Origin of the sequence: Arthrobacter sp. UYCu512 (genome assembly GCF_040547075.1) — a bacterium.
Lineage (GTDB): Bacteria > Actinomycetota > Actinomycetes > Actinomycetales > Micrococcaceae > Arthrobacter.
The window spans coordinates 238,107-255,130 of sequence record NZ_JBEPPA010000002.1; the positions used below are offsets into that span (position 1 = coordinate 238,107).

A 17,024-nucleotide genomic window follows, 5' to 3' on the forward strand; every position below is an offset into this window, starting at 1 on the left:
AGGAACTACACGCGGGTAGTTCCTTCGGGGCTCTGGTTGTCCCGCGGGCTTCTAGCTGAACACGGGGCTTTCGGTCCGGCTGCGCTTAAGTTCGAAGAAGTACGGGAACGACGCCAGGGTCACTGTGGCGTCCCAGAGCCGTCCGGCCTCCTCGCCGCGCGGAATGCGCGTTAGTACCGGGCCAAAGAAGGCGGTGCCGTTGAAGGCGACCACCGGTGTGCCGACGTCCTGCCCGACCAGCGAGATGCCTTCCTCGTGGCTGCTGCGCAGTTCGGCGTCGAACGCGTCGCTCTGGCCGGCGGCCGCCAGCTCCGCCGGGAGGCCAACCTCCGCGAGGGACTTCGAGATAACCTCGGCGATGTCAGCATTGCCTTCGTTGTGGATTTTGGTGCCCATGGCGTCGTAGAGCGCCTTCACGTATTTTTCGCCGTGCTGCTGGGCCGCGGCCATGATAACCCGCACGGGGGCCCAAGCCTTGGTGAGGAACGCCTTGTACTCCTCCGGGAGCTCCTCACGGCCCTCGTTCAGCACGGCCAGGCTCATAACGTGCCACTGGACGCTGATATCGCGGACGTCCTGTACCTCGCCAATCCAGCGGGAGGTCACCCACGCGAAGGGGCACATCGGGTCGAACCAGAAGTCGGCTTGGTTAGTCGTTGCTTCTTGGGTCAGGGATTCAGACACGGTTGTTCTCCTTAAGGAAGTCTGCCGGGAAACATGCGCTGCTGCGGATCCAGCACCCGGGCGCGCCATAGGTGACAGCGACCGGCGCATCGTGTTTATTCCGGGTCAGGCCGACTTGCGGCGCTTGAGGTCGTGGGCGATCAACGTGGGCGCTGCCTTCTTGGAGACGACGTCCTCCGTGATAACAACTGTGGCGATGTCCTCGCGGCTCGGCAGGTCAAACATCACAGGGAGCAGGACCTCCTCCATGATGGCGCGAAGCCCTCGGGCCCCGGTGCCGCGTTCCAGTGCCTGATCGGCGATCGTGTTAAGGGCTTCCTCGTCGAACACCAGCTCAACGCCGTCGATCTGGAACATCTTCTGGTACTGCTTCACCAGGGCGTTCTTGGGGGTGGACAGAATCTGGATGAGCGCCGCCCGGTCCAGGTTGGAGACCGTGGTGATGACGGGCAGGCGGCCGATGAACTCAGGGATGAGCCCGAACTTCAACAGGTCCTCAGGCATCACCTCGCCGTAGGAGTCGGTGTTGTTCTTGACCTCGTTGAGCGGGGCGCCGAATCCGATGCCCTTGCGGCCGGACCTGGAGCCGATGATCTCCTCGAGACCGGCGAACGCACCGGCCACGATAAAGAGCACATTGGTGGTATCGATCTGGATGAATTCCTGGTGCGGGTGCTTGCGGCCGCCTTGCGGCGGAACCGAGGCGACAGTGCCTTCCAGGATCTTCAGCAGGGCCTGCTGCACACCCTCGCCGGAAACGTCCCGGGTGATGGAGGGGTTCTCGCTCTTGCGTGAGATCTTGTCGATCTCATCGATGTAGATGATGCCTTGCTCGGCCTTCTTGACGTCGTAGTCAGCGGCCTGAATGAGCTTTAGGAGGATGTTCTCCACGTCCTCGCCGACGTAACCGGCTTCGGTCAGTGCGGTGGCGTCGGCGACGGCGAAGGGTACGTTGAGCCGTCGGGCAAGCGTCTGCGCAAGGTACGTCTTGCCGCAGCCGGTGGGCCCGATCAGCAGGATGTTCGACTTGGCGATCTCGACCTCATCGTGGTGCACCCCTTCGGCGAGGCTGCCGCTCTTAGGGGCGTGGCCCGCCTGGATGCGCTTGTAGTGGTTATAGACCGCTACGGCGAGTGAACGCTTGGCCGGCTCCTGGCCAATCACGTATTCCTGCAGGAAATCGAAGATTTCGCGGGGTTTTGGCAGCTCAAAACTGCCCAGGTCGGCCACTTCGGCGAGTTCTTCCTCGATGATCTCGTTGCAGAGTTCAATGCACTCGTCGCAAATGTAGACACCGGGCCCGGCAATGAGCTTCCGAACCTGCTTTTGGCTCTTTCCGCAGAAAGAACACTTCAGCAGATCCGTGCTCTCGCCAATCCGAGCCATATGTGAACCCCTTTGTATTTTGCTGCCGGCTGTGTTCTTCGCCTGCGCAGCGCTGCACCCGTTACTGGAATCACGGACCTTCCCCAGGGAGGCCAACCGTGACATGTTCCACTCTAGGTCACTTTCGGTCTATTGAGTGGAAAGCAGACACCGGTGCGGCCACGTCAAGTGGCGCACCGGTGTCGGGAACTGCTGCTTAGCTACTTGGTGATTGCCTGGGGCTTCATCTTGCGTGAATCCAGCACCTGGTCGATCAGGCCATACTGCATCGCCTCGGCTGCGGTGAGGATCTTGTCGCGTTCGATGTCGTTGTTGACCTGCTCGGGGGTCCGGCCGGAGTGCTTGGCCAGCGTGTCCTCAAGCCAGGACCGCATCCGCATAACCTCGGCTGCCTGGATCTCCAGGTCGGAGGCCTGGCCGCCCTGGCCGCCGGACAGGGAGGGCTGGTGAATGAGGACGCGGGCGTTGGGAAGCGCGAGGCGCTTGCCCGGTGTGCCGGCTGCAAGGAGCACAGCCGCGGCACTGGCGGCCTGGCCGAGGCAGACGGTCTGGATCTCCGGGCGGATATACGTCATGGTGTCGTAGATCGCGGTCATAGCGGTGAAGGACCCGCCCGGGGAGTTGATGTAGAGGGTAATGTCGCGGTCCGGGTCTGTTGACTCCAGCACCAGCAGCTGGGCCATCACGTCGTCGGCCGACGCGTCGTCAACCTGGACGCCGAGGAAGATGATGCGGTCCTCGAACAGCTTGGTGTAAGGGTCCTGGCGCTTGAATCCGTAGGGGGTGCGCTCTTCGAACTGCGGCAGCACGTAGCGGCTGCTCGGCAGGTTACCGGCAGTCGAACCGAAGTTGTAGTTCATGTTCATTGCTCCTGAAGTCATTGCTGTCTGCGTGCCGGTCAGTTCTCGGTGGCTGTGTCTGTGCCGTTGTCACTGCCGCCGGCATTGGTTCCGCCGCCGCCGGCCACGGAGCCCGCGTGCGCCGCAATCTTGTCGAAGAAACCGTAGTCAAGGGCCTCCTTGGCCGTGAACCACTTGTCGCGGTCGTTGTCCTTGAGGATGGTCTCGACGCTCTGTCCGGTCTGGTCAGCGGTCAGCTCGGCCATAACCTTCTTCATGTGCAGGATGAGCTCGGCCTGGATTTTGATGTCCGATGCCGTGCCGCCGATGCCGCCCGAGGGCTGGTGCATCAGGATGCGTGCGTTCGGGGTGGCGTAGCGCTTGCCCTTGGTACCGGAGGAGAGCAGGAACTGTCCCATCGAGGCGGCCAGGCCGGTGGCGACGGTCACGACGTCGTTGGGGATGAACTGCATGGTGTCGTAGATGGCCATGCCGGCCGTCACGGACCCGCCCGGTGAATTGATGTAGAGGTAGATATCCTTCTCGGGGTTCTCGGCCGAGAGCAGCAGCAGCTGCGAGCAGATCGCGTTGGCGTTCTCGTCGCGGACCTCGGAGCCGAGCCAGATGATGCGCTCTTTCAGCAGGCGGTTGTAAATGTAGTTGTCCTGGGCTGCCGGATCGACAGTAGCCATCCGGGGTGCCCCTGCTTGCTGTGACATATGTACTTCCCTCTCGCTGGCGACGGTGATGCCACTGGACGACATCACTGAACTTTCCTACATGGACACTAACGGTTTTTCGGACCGCTTTGTGCGCAGGCGCGGGGCTGTTCGCTGACGGCGCACGACTGGCCGGGAGGGTTCGTCACAGGCTTAAAAAGCAGCACCCCCGGATCAAAGATCCGGGGGTGCTGCTGGACCGCGGGAGCGGAAGGTATTAGAACTTCACGGCTGCCGGATCATCATTTGTGCCGGTCTCGGTTGCCGCTTCCTCGGAAGCGCTTTCCTCGGCCTCGGCAGTTGCCTCAACGGTTGCCTCTTCGTCGCCGGGGCGGACGAAGTCGCTGAGGTCGACGGCGTTGCCCTCAGAGTCGGTGACCTCGGCCTGGCCGAGGACCACGGCCAGTGCCTTGCGGCGGCGGACCTCGGAAACCATCATGGGGACCTGGCCGCTCTGATCGATGATCTGGGCGAACTGGTTCGGGTCCATGCCGTACTGGCCGGCGGTGGTCACGATGTAGTCGATCAGCTCGTTCTGGCTGACGTTGACTTCTTCCTTTTCGGCGATGGCGTCCAGGATGATCTCGTTCTGGAAAGCCCGCTCGCTGTTGGCCTTGACCTCGGCGCGGTGCTCCTCGGTGTCGTGATCGCCTTCACCGTGTGCGTTTTCGGCGTTGAAGTGCTGCTCAAGCTGCTCTTCGACGACGGAGGCCGGTACGGGAACCGCAACGAGCTCAACGAGCTTGTCGAGGACCTTGTCACGGGCTTCAACGCCCTGCTCGACGACCTTGGACTCTGCGGCCTGCTTGGTGAGGTCCTCGCGGAGTTCGGCCAGGGTGTCGAACTCCGAGGCCAGCTGGGCGAAGTCGTCGTCGGCCTCGGGCAGCTCGCGCTCCTTGACGGACTTGACGACGACCTTGACCTGGGCGGACTCACCGGCGTGCTCGCCGCCCACCAGGGTGGTGTCGAAGATCGCATCCTCGTCGGCGCTGAGGCCGGTGACAGCTTCATCAAGGCCCTCAAGCATTGTGCCGGCGCCTACCTGGTAGGACAGGCCCGTGGCGGAGTCGACTTCGGCGCCGTCGATGGTGGCGGTGATGTCGATGGTGAGGAAATCTTTGTCGGCCGCGGGGCGGTCCACGGACTTCAGCGTGCCGAAGCGGCCGCGCAGCTCATCCAGGGCCGTCTCGACGTCGGCGTCGGTGGAAGCAGCGGCCGCAACCTCAACCTTGATGCCGGCGTAGTCGGGCAGCTCGATCTCGGGGCGAACGTCAACCTCGGCGTGGAACTTCAGCTCACCATCGGTGGCTGAAGGATCCGGAACTTCGGTGATTTCGACCTCTGGACGGCTCAGCGGACGGATGCCGGTTTCCTGGACTGCCGCCTGGTACCAGCCGTTCAGGCCTTCGTTGATGGCAGTCTCCAGCACATAGCCGCGGCCGACGCGCTGGTCAATAAGCTTGGAGGGGACCTTGCCCTTGCGGAAACCGGGGACCTGGATCTGCGAAGCAACAGTCTTATATGCCTCTGCGATGCTGGGTTTCAATTCCTCAAAGGGGACCTCAACATTGAGCTTGACCCGCGTGGGGGTGAGGTTCTCGACAGCGCTCTTCACAGTCTAAGTACTCCTGGTTTTTAGGGGGTGGGGTTCTGCACCGCCAAGGTCTGGCGGCAACTGCAGAGTCGGGGTGACAGGATTTGAACCTGCGACTTCCTGCTCCCAAAGCAGGCGCTCTAGCCAAGCTGAGCTACACCCCGTAAGTGCACAGAACAGTCTACGGTCATATCGTGCCGGTTTGCACATTTGACACTGGGGCCCTGAATTAGGTTTAGTTGTATCCGGCTTGAACAGCCACCCGGAAGTTTTGCTGGAAGTCTCCTGCAAAGTCCCGGGGACGTAGCTTAATGGTAAAGCCTCAGTCTTCCAAACTGATTACGCGGGTTCGATTCCCGTCGTCCCCTCAGAAATATGACGAGAAAGCCCCTCTCCGGAGGGGCTTTTTTGTACCCGTTTGGCCGGCCGCACGGGCCCGCCACCAGCAAGGAACTCGATGGCCCGCTGCCCGCAAAGAGTACTCTCACCGCTGGCAGGAAGGGCACCAATAGAGCTTGCGGGCCCCCAGGTCGGTCAGCGCCACCGTCGTTCCGCAGTTCCGGCAGTCGAGACCCTGCCTCCGGTAGACGAAGTGGGACTCGTCCGGGGCGGGCAGCTGGCCACGGTTCCCGCTCGCGGCGAGGCCGGCCCAGCAGTCCGGGGGTGTTGTGATGATCCTGCCGTCACGGACGCCGTCGGACATCACCGCGACGCTGTCGTCCCACAGCTCCCGGGCAGCAGCGGCGGAGAGCGAGCGGCCCGGCAGCCAGGGGTCCAGCCCCTGCCGGAACAGCAGTTCGGCGCGGTAGACATTGCCGACGCCGGCGATGACCTTTTGGTCCATCAGCAGGGCCGCGATCGGCGTGCGCCGGGCCCGGACAGCGGCAACAAAGGAGTCCCGGTCCCCGGGCAGGTTTCGCAGCGGATCGGGTCCGAGTCGGGCGAGCACTGCGGCGGCTTCGGCTTCGGTAACCACTTCGCACGTCGTTGCGCCGCGCAGATCGGCCCAACCGTGGACCCCGGCGAGACGGACCCGGACGGCACCGACCGGTGCCGGCGGGCCCGAATACGGTGCCGGCTCAGCCGACGCACCGTCGTCAAAAATCTCCCGTTCCCCGACTTTCCGGGGCGCTCCGATGCTCGACGCGCCCCGGAAGCCTGCGTCTCCGCCGAAATCCCAGGCCCCGTAGAGGCCCAAGTGGACGTGCAGCGCCAGCCCGTGGCCGAACGCCAGGAAGAGGTGCTTCCCGTGCGCGGTGGAGCCGGTGAGCGTATGGCCGTCCAACAGTGCCGCGCCCCGGACAAAACGCCCCTGCGGACTCGACACCGCTAGCTGCTCGCCCGTAAAGACGTCGCCGAACTGGCGGGCCAGCCGGTGGACGGAATGCCCCTCCGGCACTAGGCGAGGACCTCGCCGGTGCGCTCATAGGCGGCGATCTTGCCGATCCGGCGGACGTGGCGGACGTCGTTGCTGAATGGTTCAGCCAGGAACGCCTCGATGATTTCGGTGGCCTCCTCGACGCTGTGCTGCCGGCCGCCGACGGCGACCACGTTGGCGTCGTTGTGATCTCGCGCCAGCTTCGCCGTGGACAGGTTCCAGGCCAGCGCCGCCCGGACGCCCTTGACCTTGTTCGCTGCAATCTGCTCGCCGTTGCCGGAGCCGCCCAGCACGATGCCCAGGGCGTGTGTGCCGGCTTCCTGGTCCGCAACGACCGCAAGAGCGGCATTGATGCAGAAGGAGGGGTAGTCATCCAGGGCGTCGTAGGCCGCGGGTCCGTGGTCGACTACCTCGTACCCCTTGGCGCCAAGATGGGCGACGAGGTGGGCACTGAGTTCCATGCCGGCGTGGTCGGTGGCGATGTGCACGCGCGGGAGGTCAGGAAGGGTCACGGCGTATCCGTTCGGTGGGGCAGAGCAGTGGGGTCACCGGGTCTGCGGTGCGGTCTGGGAAGCTGCTTCCAGCTTACTAGGGCACGCGACCGAGCCGGCCGTTCCGCCTGCCGGCAGTTCGTCACACACCGGCGGCTCCGCCGTCCCGGTGCGCGCGTGCGGCCACCCGTGAGATGACCTGGGCTACGTTCTCCGCAGTGGCGGCGCTCCCGCCGCTGACGGTAACGGTCCGCCCGTCGGAACGGCCCACAACGATTGCCGGTCCGCTGCTGACCAGCAGGGCAGTTGTGCTGCCGTGGCTGCGGTAACCCCAGCCGCCAAAGTCGGCCGCCCGGATCTCCTGCTGTGTCGCCGACTCGATGGCGCCGGCCGGAACATCCAGTACCCGGACGAAGCCTGCGGCGAAGACGCGCAGGCCGCCCCGGTCCACCCGGATGCGGGCGAACAGGCACGCCGCCGCCAGCAGGGCCAGGGCCACGAGCAGGGCCGCCAGCCAGGGCAAGGCGATGGTGAGGAGTGCGGCTGGAAGCACTGTGGCGACCCCGAGCATCACAAAAACGGAACTGCGGGCGTGGACCCACAGGCTCACTGCATCGCGGGCAAGCCCGGGATCGATTTCGCGGGCCAGGGCCGCCGCCACGGCCTTCTCATCGTCGGCGGACCAGCGTTCGTCGGCCTTGAAAACAAAGCCCATCACGAAGCCCAGGCCCAGTGCCGCGCCGCTTCCCATGGCGAGTACTGTGACGTCCACCTGGGCCTGCCTCGCATTGCCGAGCCCGAGCTGACCGACCAGCACGGCTGCGAGGACGGCGGTGATGAACAAACTGACGAACAGACCGGCGCCCATCATGATCCGGCGCATCACCGCTGGGCGGGACAGCGGTACCGCCTGCAGCAGCACGCCGCCGCCAAGCAGCACGATCAGGGCGGCGCCAACTCCGGTCACGGCCGGGAACGGTGCGAAGTCCGCCGCGCCGCCCTCAGCCCAGCGCACTGCCAGCGGCTCGGGCAGCTCCGTGCGGATCAGCAAGGCGCACACCACAAACGCCGTTGCCAGCATCAGCGGAAACCCCAAGGCGAAGCGCAGTGCCCTGGCGTCGACGGAATCCCGGAATCTATCCATATCCACCACGCTACCCCCGGGTGATGAGGGCTTCGGTATCGTGGTGGGACCTAACGCAACTTGCCAAGCACCGCAGACGTGAAAGAATGATTTCACAATACTTGTTCGCCCATCCGCACAGCATCCCTGGAGGCTCCCCTTGCCCGGAATGAACCTGACGCGCGCCGAAGCACGCGAGCGCGCCGAACTGATCGCCGTCGAATCCTACGAGGTCGAGCTCGACCTGACCCGCGGAGGGAAAGTCTTCGGCTCCACCACCGCTGTGAAGTTCACGGCCGTGCCGGGTTCCTCGACGTTCATCGACGCGGTGACCGACGCGGTGCACAGCGTGAAACTGAACGGCCGCGAGCTGGACCCTGCAGCGGTCTCCGACGGAGTCCGCATCCAGCTGCCGGATCTCGCAGCGGACAACGAGCTGCTGGTGGTCGCCGAGGCCCCCTACATGAATACCGGCGAGGGCCTGCACCGGTTCGTGGATCCGGTGGACCAGGAGGTCTACCTCTACACCCAGTTCGAGGTTCCGGATTCCCGGCGGATGTTTGCCGTGTTTGAACAGCCCGACCTCAAGGCCAGCTTCACGTTCACTGTGACTGCGCCCTCGCACTGGGATCTCATCTCCAACTCCCCCACCCCGGTGCCGGTGGAAACCATCCCCGGCCCCGACGGCGGCGCCCGCTCCGTCTGGGAATTCAGCCCCACCCCGCGCCTGTCCTCCTACGTCACGGCCCTGATCGCCGGGCCGTACGAATCGGTGCGCAGTGAAGTAGTGTCCGCCACCGGGAAAGTCACTCCGCTGGGCGTCTTCGCCCGCAAGTCGCTGATGCAGTACCTCGACGCGGACAACATCTTCGAACTCACCCGGCAGGGCTTCGAGTTCTTTGAGGCGCAGTTCGGCTGCCCGTACCCGTTCGAGAAGTACGATCAGCTCTTTGTGCCCGAGTTCAACGCCGGTGCGATGGAAAACGCCGGCGCCGTGACCATCCTGGAAGGCTACGTCTTCCGCAGCAAGGTCACCGACGCCCAGGTGGAGCGCCGTGCCATCACCGTGCTGCACGAACTCGCCCACATGTGGTTCGGGGACCTTGTGACGATGCGCTGGTGGAACGACCTCTGGCTCAATGAGTCCTTTGCCGAGTACATGTCCCACCTTGCCGCCGTCGAGAACACGGCATTCGACCACGCCTGGACCACCTTTGCCTCGGTGGAGAAATCCTGGGCGTACCGCCAGGACCAGCTGCCGACCACCCACCCGATCTTCGCCGAGATCAAGGACCTGGAAGACGTCGAAGTGAACTTCGACGGCATCACCTACGCCAAGGGCGCCTCGGTGCTCCGGCAACTGGTGGCCTGGGTGGGTCCGGAGGAATTTATGGCCGGCGTCCGCGAGTACTTCCGCAAGCACTCCTGGCAGAACACCGAGCTCAGCGACCTGATGGTCGAGCTCGAAAAGGCCAGCGGCCGCGACTTGGACCACTGGGGGAAACTTTGGCTGGAGACCGCCGGGGTCAACACCCTGACGTCGGAACTGTCCGTGGGTGCGGACGGAGGCATCTCGTCCTTCGCCATCCTGCAGACCGCCACCGAGACCCAGCCGACCATCCGTCCGCACCGGCTCGCCGTCGGCTTCTACAACCTCAATGGTGCCGGGAAGCTGGAGCGCGTGCACCGCGCGGAACTCGACGTCGACGGTCCGCGCACCGAGGTGCCCGCCCTGGCGGGGCTCGCACAGCCGGACCTGATCCTGCTCAACGACGATGACCTCGCCTACGCCAAGGTCCGGCTGGACCCGAAGTCCCTCGCCACTGCCACAGCACACCTGAAGGACATCGGCCAGAGCCTGCCCCGCACCCTCGTCTGGGGTTCGGCCTGGGACGCGGCGCGCGACGGCGAGACTCCGGCCCGCGGCTACGTGGAGTTGATCCTGGCCAACATCGCGGAGGAATCCGACTCGTCAGTGACCATGGTCCAGCTCCGCCAGCTGGCCACGACGCTGAACTTCTATGTGGCAGCGGACCACAAGGAAGCCACCGCGACCGCCGCGGCCGGCCGGCTCTGGGAGCTTGCCGCCGGCGTCCGGGCCGGCTCCGACGCACAGCTTCAGTTCGTGAAGGCCTTTGCCCTGTTGGCCCGCAGCGCCGGTCAGTTCGATACCGTCGCCGGGCTGCTTGACGGCTCCCTGAAACTGGCCGGCCTGACCGTGGACCAGGACCTGCGCTGGGAACTGACCACCGCCCTCGTGGTCGGCGGCCAGGCCGGGCAGGAGGCGATCGACGCCGAGCTCGAGCACGACAACACCGCCACCGGACAAAACGCGGCGGCCCTGGCGAAGGCGGCCATCCCCACCGCCGCGGCCAAGGCTGCGGCCTGGGAGTCGATTGTGGTCACCAACGAACTCTCCAACGCCCTGCAGGGTTCGGCGGTCGCCGGCTTCACCCGGGTGCTGGACACCTCACTGCTGGAGCCTTACGCGGAGAAATACTTTGCGGCCGTCCCCGGCGTGGTCAGGGACCGCACCCACGCCCTGGCCCAGCAGATCGTCGTCGGGCTCTACCCGGCCCAGCTGACCACACAGGCCACGGTGGACCGCACGGATGAGTTCCTGGCCTCGCTGCCGGCGGACAGTGCGGCGCTGCGCCGAATGATGTTGGAGAACCGCGACGGTGTGGCCCGCGCACTGCGGGCCCGGCAGGCCGACGCCGGCTAGGGAGCCGCTTAGGGAGCCGCTTCCCGGAGTCCCGCCCAACTAGCTCGCAGCAAAGGCCGTTTTGGACGCTCATAACGACCCCTGCTGCCAGCTAGTTGGGCAGGGATGTGTTTTAGGCTGGGGTAATGAGCCTCGACGAACACCGCTACGCGCTGACTGTCCGCTGGACCGGGAACCTTGGCGAGGGGACGGCGTCGTACCGCGGGTATGCACGGGACCACGACATCGAGGTTCCCGGGCTGCCCGTCCTGCGGGGCTCCGCAGACCCGGCCTTCCACGGCGACCGGACCCGTTTCAACCCGGAACAGCTCCTGCTGGCCGCACTCTGCCAGTGCCATATGCTGTCCTTCCTGCACGTTGCGGTGAAGCACGGTGTAGTGGTCACGGCTTATGAAGACCGGGCCGAGGGGCTGATGCGGACCAATCGGGACGGCAGTGGACAGTTTGAGTCGGTCACGCTCAGGCCGCGGGTGAGCACTGCGGAGCCGGTCCCGGAGGCCGTGATGGCGGACCTGCATAGCGCCGCGAACAAGGTCTGCTTCATCGCCCGGAGCGTCAACTTCCCGGTGCTGCACGAGCCGGTCACGGCGCCGGCAGGCCGGCGGGACGTGGTTTCGCCGTAGTTTCCGGATCCAGGTCCCTGCCGGCCCCTGGAGCGCGGCCGGGTAGGCTGCGCGCGCTCTGCTCCGCGGGCAGCCGCTACGGCGCTACTGTTGAACCAGACCAGAGCTTTATGCGCCCGCCGGACGCCGCAACAAGGAGTACTCCCCCACCGATGATCAGCCTGACCAGCGCCACGCCCATCACCGCTCCGGACATCTCGGCCATCAACGTGCCGGGGGTCCTCATCAGTCTGGGGGTCGGCGTCGCCATCTGGCTGGTGGCGTCCGTCGTGATCGGCGGAATCACGAAACGGGTCGCCGCGGGCAGCACATTCTTCAAAAAACCTCGGTTCCGCTGGGTGGCTCCCGCGTTCCGCGCCCTGGACCATGAGCGCAGAGTCCAGCGGGCCAACACAATCGGTGCACTTCTCAGCAGCGTGGCAGGCGTCCTGGTAGCCGTACTCACCGGCGTATACGTGCTTAAGAACCTGAACGTGGACGTCGCGCCGATCCTGACCAGCGTCGGAATCCTCGGAATTGCCTTGGGCTTCGGCGCCCAGCAGCTGATCCGGGACTTCCTGTCCGGCATTTTCATCACCATCGAGGACCAGTACGGCATCGGCGACATCATCGAGACCTCCGAGGTGGTGGGCACTGTGGAATCGATGAACCTTCGGATCACCCGGGTGCGGGCCGAAGACGGCGCCATCTGGTACCTGCGCAACGGCGAAATCCTGCGGGTGGGCAACCGTTCCCAGGGCAATTATGTTCCGCCCGGAAGTCCAACGGCGGACACCGAAGACAGCACACCCCAGCAACAGGCCGGAGAGTAGAGCCATGACAATTCCCAGCGCCGGCGGACCCGGACAGCCCAAGCAACTGCTGCAGAACGATCCGTTCAGCAGGCCGGGCTACACCGACAACTTTTACGATGCAGTGGGCGGCCACAAGACGTTTGTTAAGCTCATTGATGTCTTCTACGACGGCGTCGCATCGGATCCATTGCTGCGGCCGATGTATCCGGAGGAGGATCTGGGCCCTGCCCGGCGCCGTTTCCTGATGTTCCTCGAGCAGTACTGGGGCGGCCCGACGACGTATGGCGAGGAACGCGGGCACCCCCGGCTCAGGATGCGGCACCAGCCCTTCCGGGTCACCCCGGAGGCCAAGGACCGCTGGCTGCATCACATGCGCTCCGCGGTGGATTCCCTGGACCTCCCGCCGCTGCACGAGGGGACGCTGTGGGACTACATGGAGCGGGCAGCACTGTCCATGGTGAACAGCCCGTCCGAATCCTGAGCTGCGCCCGGCGGACGCCGCAGAACGAGCCGTGGCTAACGAGCCGTGGCTACTGACGGTCCTAGAGTCCTGAACCGGAGCGGGCCAGGACATGCCCCCGGGCCCCGCTGAGCCGGAACCAGCGCCCGGACCGGTAGAGCTGCTGCCCGCCGTCGGCGAGGAAGCCGAGGGTGAGGGCCGCAAACGCGGCACCCAGCGGCAGTCCGCCGGCTCCCTCCAGCTCCCGGCCCCAGACAGTGGCGCGGGCGTTGTTGACGATCAAGGCGCCGGGCTGGTCCGGGATGATGGCTGCAATCTCACTGATACCGGCCTCGGCGGACCTGCGCAGGGCGGAATCAGACAGGGTGGCCACGGCCTCCCACCCCGTGCGGGGAGCGCCGACGCCGGCCCACGATTCGGTAACGGTGACCGGCGGCAGCGGGAGCTCGACGTCGTCCTGGCCCGCGCGCGCCAGCCGATCCAGCACCGCGGAGATTGGGACGGTGACGTCAGTGTCCGCCGGCTGCGCCAGGGCCATGGTACGCAGGCCGAGGATCGTCGGTGTAGATTCGCCCAGCAGCCGTGGCCGCAGCACACACACGTAGGCGGCGAGCACCCGGCCGGAGGCCTGGAGGCGGATGGCACCGTCGTCAATGGACTTGGCGCGGGCCGCGAAAGTGCGCAGGTCAGCGAGATCGCGGGGATCGGTGAACTGCAGGGGCAGGGTGAGTACGTCAGACACAATATCGACTCTACCGGCTGTGCCTCGTTGGGACCGCGGCGGAGGGACGTCTAGAGTCAAACCATGACTGAAGCCGAAGCCGGATTGCAGGGACCACCGACACAGGACCCCACCTCCTCGCTCCTCCAACTGCTGAACCTCGGAGAGCTGGAGGGTGCCCGGACAGATGAGGACATCTTTATGGGCCCTTCCCAGCAGCAGCCCAGGCACCGGGTGTTCGGCGGCCAGGTACTCGCACAGTCGCTGATCGCCGGAAGCAGGACGGTCCCCGAAGGGCGCGGCGTGCATTCCATGCACGGCTACTTCCTGCGGCCGGGGGACGCTAACAAGCCGATTACCTTTGGGGTCCAGCGCCTCAGGGATGGACGATCGTTCTCAGCACGGCGGGTGCACGCGTACCAGGAGGGCATGCCCATCCTGTCGATGATCGCGTCGTTCCAGGACCCGGATGAAGGGATCGAACACCAGTCCGAGATGCCGTCCGGCATCCCCGCCCCGGAGTCGCTGCCGAGCACCGCTGACCTGTTGGGAAAGTTCGATCATCCGGTGGCGCGCCACTGGGCCTATGAGCGGCCTTTTGACATCCGTCACGTTGACCCTGCCCTCTACGTTTCGGCCAAGGGCGAAAAAGCACCGCGCAATGCCGTCTGGATGAAGACGTTCGGACCTATGCCGGATGATCCGGAGCTGCACCGCGCCGCGCTTGCCTACGCAAGTGACTACACGCTGTTGGAATCGATCCTCCGCAAGCACGGGATGAGCTGGATTACCCCCGGGATGTCCGTGGCCAGCCTGGACCACGCGATGTGGTGGCACCGGCCGGTCCGGGTGGACGAGTGGCTGCTCTACGTGCAGGAATCCCCCAGCGCCCAAAGCGCCCGCGGCCTGGCCACCGGCAAGATCTTCAGCCGTGACGGCCGCCACGTGGCAACCGTGGCGCAGGAAGGCATGATCAGGGTTCCCACCGACCTCAAAAGCAAGGTCAAGGGGGCCGTCCAGACCAAGGTCCTGGAGCACCAGATGCGCAAGGCTGAACGCGGCTGATGCAGGAACGACCAAGGCCGGCTCCCCGCGGGGAGCCGGCCATGGTCATCCGTGCAGTGCGGCGCTGGCCTAGTCGCGGGTGAGGCGACGGTGGGTCACGCGGTGCGGCTTGGCTGCGTCCGCGCCCAGGCGCTCGACTTTGTTCTCCTCGTAGGATTCGAAGTTGCCCTCGAACCAGTACCACTTGGAGGGGTTCTCCTCGTCACCTTCATAAGCCAGGATGTGGGTGGCCACCCGGTCCAGGAACCAACGGTCGTGCGAAACCACAACGGCGCAGCCCGGGAATTCGAGCAAAGCGTTTTCGAGGCTGCTGAGGGTCTCGACGTCGAGGTCGTTAGTGGGCTCGTCGAGCAGCAGCAGGTTTCCGCCCTGTTTAAGGGTCAGTGCCAGGTTCAGGCGGTTGCGCTCGCCACCGGAGAGCACCCCGGCCTTCTTCTGCTGGTCCGGGCCCTTAAAGCCGAAGGCAGCAACATAGGCGCGGGACGGCATTTCAACCTGGCCGACCTGGATGTAGTCGAGTCCGTCCGAGACAACCTCCCAGAGGGTCTTGTTCGGGTCGATACCGCCGCGGCTCTGGTCCGCGTAGGAAATCTTGACGGAGTCACCGATCTTCAGCTCGCCGCCGTCGAGGGGCTCGAGTCCGACGATGGTCTTGAACAGGGTGGTTTTTCCGACGCCGTTGGGGCCGATAACACCGACGATGCCGTTGCGCGGCAGGGTAAAGGACAACCCGTCGATCAAGGTGCGGTCCTCGAAGCCCTTCTGCAGGTTCTTCGCTTCCAGGACGAGGCCACCCAGGCGCGGTCCCGGCGGAATCTGGATCTCTTCGAAGTCCAGCTTGCGGGTGCGGTCAGCCTCCGCAGCCATCTCCTCGTAGCGGGCCAGACGAGCCTTGGACTTCGTCTGGCGGCCCTTGGCATTGGAGCGAACCCACTCAAGTTCCTCGGTGAGCCGCTTAGCCTGCTTGGCGTCCTTTTTGCCTTGGACTTCCAGGCGGGCGCGTTTTTTCTCAAGGTACGTGGAGTAGTTGCCCTCGTACGGGTACAAGTGGCCCCGGTCCACTTCGGCAATCCACTGGGCCACATGGTCCAGGAAGTACCGGTCGTGGGTGACGGCGAGGACGGCGCCGGGGTAGGCCGAGAGATGCTGTTCAAGCCACAGCACGCTCTCCGCGTCAAGGTGGTTAGTGGGCTCGTCGAGGAGCAGCAGGTCTGGCTTCTGGAGCAGGAGCTTGCACAGGGCAACACGGCGACGCTCACCGCCGGAGAGCAGGGTGACGTCTGCGTCGGCCGGCGGGCAGCGGAGGGCGTCCATGGCCTGCTCGAGCTGGGAATCGAGGTCCCACGCGTCGGCGTCGTCGATCGCTTCCTGCAACTGGCCCATTTCCTCCAGGAGGGCATCATAGTCGGCGTCGGGATTGGCCATCTCTTCGGAGATGTCATTAAAGCGCTGGATCTTGCCGTAGATCTCACCGACACCTTCCTGGACGTTGCCCAGGACGGTCTTGTCCTCGTTGAGCGGCGGCTCCTGCAGCAAGATGCCGACCGTGTAACCGGCGCTGAGCCGGGCCTCGCCGTTGGAGGGGGTGTCCAGCCCCGCCATGATCTTCAAAATGGTGGACTTGCCGGCACCATTCGGGCCGACGACGCCAATCTTGGCCCCCGGGAAGAAGGACATGCTCACGTCATCGAGGATAAGTTTTTCGCCAACGGCCTTTCGGGCCTTGGTCATTGTGTAGATAAATTCCGCCATGCCTACAAATCTAGTGGTTCGGCCGGGATAACTCACATCCTGCAGTCCTGGGGGACTCCGTGACGGCGGGCCGGACTCAGCCCGGGGTACCAACGAAACAGCGGCCATCAGCGAGGACCGGCAGGACGGACGCCGTGACCGTGCCATGGCGAAGCTGGGCGATGATGCAGTTCCGGTCTACCTGCACGGCAACTTCAACAGCGTCCGTGTCCAGCCCCGTGGGGGTTTTGCTTGCCGTGACCTCTCCACTGTCGGCGGGGAACCCCGCGTCCGTCAGCGCGGTGCGGATCCTTTCCGTCCCGGGCTTCGCGTCGGCCGCGGCGAGCGGCCGAAGGGCTGCCTCGAGCCGGGCTTTTGCGTCCGACAGCGCAGCGTCCGGGGCGGGAATGGTGGTGCCGCCGTGCACGACGCCCGCTACCCCGGCGGACGCAGTCGCTTCGCCTCCGCCGCCGGATTCCGACGGCGCCGAGCACCCGATCCCAGCCGTAACCACCAGCGCAAGAACCAAGGCCAGCGCACTGGCCCGTACCGGGACGGATGCTGCGCCGCGGCTGCCGGTTCTGGATCGCTTCACCCGGTCATTCTGGCACGGCCCGGGGGCTGCCGCATTGAACCCGCCAGGGGTTGGCTGCAACACGGCCGTCGCCGCTGCGCCGATGGGGTCAGCGGC

At 65.2% G+C, this 17,024-nt stretch carries 16 protein-coding genes and 2 tRNA genes; 6 read left to right on the forward strand and 12 right to left on the reverse strand.

Annotation, left to right across the window (positions count from 1 at the left end; all coding sequences use genetic code 11):
- Positions 1-51: 51 nt before the first annotated feature.
- From ABIB49_RS03665 to ABIB49_RS03690, 6 genes are all read right to left on the reverse strand, one after another.
- On the reverse strand, positions 52-684 hold the full coding sequence (locus ABIB49_RS03665) for a mycothiol-dependent nitroreductase Rv2466c family protein (protein ID WP_226774584.1): 633 nt from the start codon (positions 682-684) through the stop codon (positions 52-54).
- Between the two features lie 105 nt (positions 685-789).
- A complete protein-coding gene (clpX, locus tag ABIB49_RS03670) occupies positions 790-2,070 on the reverse strand; it encodes an ATP-dependent Clp protease ATP-binding subunit ClpX (protein WP_226774585.1) in 1,281 nt (426 codons plus the stop codon).
- A 200-nt stretch (positions 2,071-2,270) separates the two neighbouring features.
- Positions 2,271-2,930, reverse strand: coding sequence for an ATP-dependent Clp protease proteolytic subunit (locus tag ABIB49_RS03675; RefSeq protein ID WP_226761217.1), 660 nt, complete (start codon positions 2,928-2,930; stop codon positions 2,271-2,273).
- 38 nt (positions 2,931-2,968) lie between these two features.
- Positions 2,969-3,601 (reverse strand): ATP-dependent Clp protease proteolytic subunit, encoded by a 633-nt coding sequence (locus ABIB49_RS03680; protein WP_226774595.1) that lies wholly within the window; start codon positions 3,599-3,601, stop codon positions 2,969-2,971.
- 244 nt (positions 3,602-3,845) lie between these two features.
- Positions 3,846-5,243: a trigger factor gene (tig, locus tag ABIB49_RS03685; protein WP_283479480.1), complete on the reverse strand. Its 1,398-nt coding sequence runs from the start codon at positions 5,241-5,243 to the stop codon at positions 3,846-3,848.
- 68 nt (positions 5,244-5,311) lie between these two features.
- Positions 5,312-5,386 (reverse strand) — tRNA-Pro (locus tag ABIB49_RS03690).
- Positions 5,387-5,519: 133 nt separating this feature from the next.
- Here ABIB49_RS03690 and ABIB49_RS03695 point away from each other — a divergent pair.
- A tRNA-Gly gene (locus ABIB49_RS03695) sits at positions 5,520-5,590 on the forward strand.
- 116 nt (positions 5,591-5,706) lie between these two features.
- On the opposite strand, the gene ABIB49_RS03700 is transcribed toward ABIB49_RS03695, so the two are convergent.
- From ABIB49_RS03700 to ABIB49_RS03710, 3 genes are all read right to left on the reverse strand, one after another.
- Complete coding sequence (locus ABIB49_RS03700) at positions 5,707-6,621, reverse strand: Fpg/Nei family DNA glycosylase (RefSeq protein ID WP_283479479.1); 915 nt, start codon at positions 6,619-6,621, stop codon at positions 5,707-5,709.
- The gene (locus tag ABIB49_RS03705; protein ID WP_283479478.1) at positions 6,621-7,112 is read right to left on the reverse strand and encodes a ribose-5-phosphate isomerase; all 492 of its coding nucleotides are present in this window, start codon (positions 7,110-7,112) and stop codon (positions 6,621-6,623) included. The genes ABIB49_RS03700 and ABIB49_RS03705 overlap by 1 nt, the downstream gene beginning before the upstream one ends.
- A 121-nt stretch (positions 7,113-7,233) precedes the next feature.
- On the reverse strand, positions 7,234-8,235 hold the full coding sequence (locus ABIB49_RS03710) for a hypothetical protein (protein WP_226774589.1): 1,002 nt from the start codon (positions 8,233-8,235) through the stop codon (positions 7,234-7,236).
- Positions 8,236-8,383: 148 nt separating this feature from the next.
- Between ABIB49_RS03710 and pepN the strand changes: the two genes are divergently transcribed.
- The 4 genes from pepN (at position 8,384) to ABIB49_RS03730 (ending at position 12,837) form a co-directional block, all read left to right on the forward strand.
- Positions 8,384-10,939, forward strand: coding sequence for an aminopeptidase N (gene pepN / locus ABIB49_RS03715; RefSeq protein WP_354156713.1), 2,556 nt, complete (start codon positions 8,384-8,386; stop codon positions 10,937-10,939).
- 125 nt (positions 10,940-11,064) lie between these two features.
- Positions 11,065-11,562, forward strand: coding sequence for an OsmC family protein (locus ABIB49_RS03720; protein ID WP_354156714.1), 498 nt, complete (start codon positions 11,065-11,067; stop codon positions 11,560-11,562).
- A 152-nt stretch (positions 11,563-11,714) separates the two neighbouring features.
- The gene (locus tag ABIB49_RS03725) at positions 11,715-12,374 is read left to right on the forward strand and encodes a mechanosensitive ion channel family protein (protein ID WP_226774925.1); all 660 of its coding nucleotides are present in this window, start codon (positions 11,715-11,717) and stop codon (positions 12,372-12,374) included.
- A gap of 4 nt (positions 12,375-12,378) precedes the next feature.
- Entirely contained in the window at positions 12,379-12,837 is a 459-nt protein-coding gene (locus ABIB49_RS03730; protein ID WP_282360281.1) for a globin, read from the forward strand.
- Between the two features lie 61 nt (positions 12,838-12,898).
- Here ABIB49_RS03730 and ABIB49_RS03735 read toward each other — a convergent pair whose 3' ends face one another.
- Positions 12,899-13,558, reverse strand: coding sequence for a DUF8185 domain-containing protein (locus ABIB49_RS03735; protein ID WP_282360282.1), 660 nt, complete (start codon positions 13,556-13,558; stop codon positions 12,899-12,901).
- 63 nt (positions 13,559-13,621) lie between these two features.
- Between ABIB49_RS03735 and ABIB49_RS03740 the strand changes: the two genes are divergently transcribed.
- On the forward strand, positions 13,622-14,602 hold the full coding sequence (locus ABIB49_RS03740; protein WP_226774928.1) for an acyl-CoA thioesterase: 981 nt from the start codon (positions 13,622-13,624) through the stop codon (positions 14,600-14,602).
- Between the two features lie 69 nt (positions 14,603-14,671).
- On the opposite strand, the gene ettA is transcribed toward ABIB49_RS03740, so the two are convergent.
- Both ettA and ABIB49_RS03750 read right to left on the reverse strand, forming a co-directional pair.
- Positions 14,672-16,354: an energy-dependent translational throttle protein EttA gene (gene ettA / locus ABIB49_RS03745; RefSeq protein ID WP_226774929.1), complete on the reverse strand. Its 1,683-nt coding sequence runs from the start codon at positions 16,352-16,354 to the stop codon at positions 14,672-14,674.
- A gap of 76 nt (positions 16,355-16,430) precedes the next feature.
- Positions 16,431-16,928 carry a DUF6993 domain-containing protein gene (locus ABIB49_RS03750; protein WP_354156716.1) on the reverse strand — a complete coding sequence of 166 codons (498 nt, stop codon included), beginning with the start codon at positions 16,926-16,928 and terminating at the stop codon, positions 16,431-16,433.
- Positions 16,929-17,024 lie beyond the last annotated feature (96 nt).

Coding starts and splice junctions, on each gene's coding strand:
- ABIB49_RS03680 (WP_226774595.1), bottom strand. CDS start 3,601: ATGGCTACTGTCGATCCGGCAGCCCAGGACAACTACATTTACAACCGC.
- clpX (WP_226774585.1), bottom strand. CDS start 2,070: ATGGCTCGGATTGGCGAGAGCACGGATCTGCTGAAGTGTTCTTTCTGC.
- ABIB49_RS03710 (WP_226774589.1), bottom strand. CDS start 8,235: ATGGATAGATTCCGGGATTCCGTCGACGCCAGGGCACTGCGCTTCGCC.
- ettA (WP_226774929.1), bottom strand. CDS start 16,354: ATGGCGGAATTTATCTACACAATGACCAAGGCCCGAAAGGCCGTTGGC.
- ABIB49_RS03725 (WP_226774925.1), top strand. CDS start 11,715: ATGATCAGCCTGACCAGCGCCACGCCCATCACCGCTCCGGACATCTCG.
- pepN (WP_354156713.1), top strand. CDS start 8,384: ATGAACCTGACGCGCGCCGAAGCACGCGAGCGCGCCGAACTGATCGCC.
- ABIB49_RS03675 (WP_226761217.1), bottom strand. CDS start 2,930: ATGAACTACAACTTCGGTTCGACTGCCGGTAACCTGCCGAGCAGCCGC.
- ABIB49_RS03740 (WP_226774928.1), top strand. CDS start 13,622: ATGACTGAAGCCGAAGCCGGATTGCAGGGACCACCGACACAGGACCCC.
- ABIB49_RS03730 (WP_282360281.1), top strand. CDS start 12,379: ATGACAATTCCCAGCGCCGGCGGACCCGGACAGCCCAAGCAACTGCTG.
- ABIB49_RS03720 (WP_354156714.1), top strand. CDS start 11,065: ATGAGCCTCGACGAACACCGCTACGCGCTGACTGTCCGCTGGACCGGG.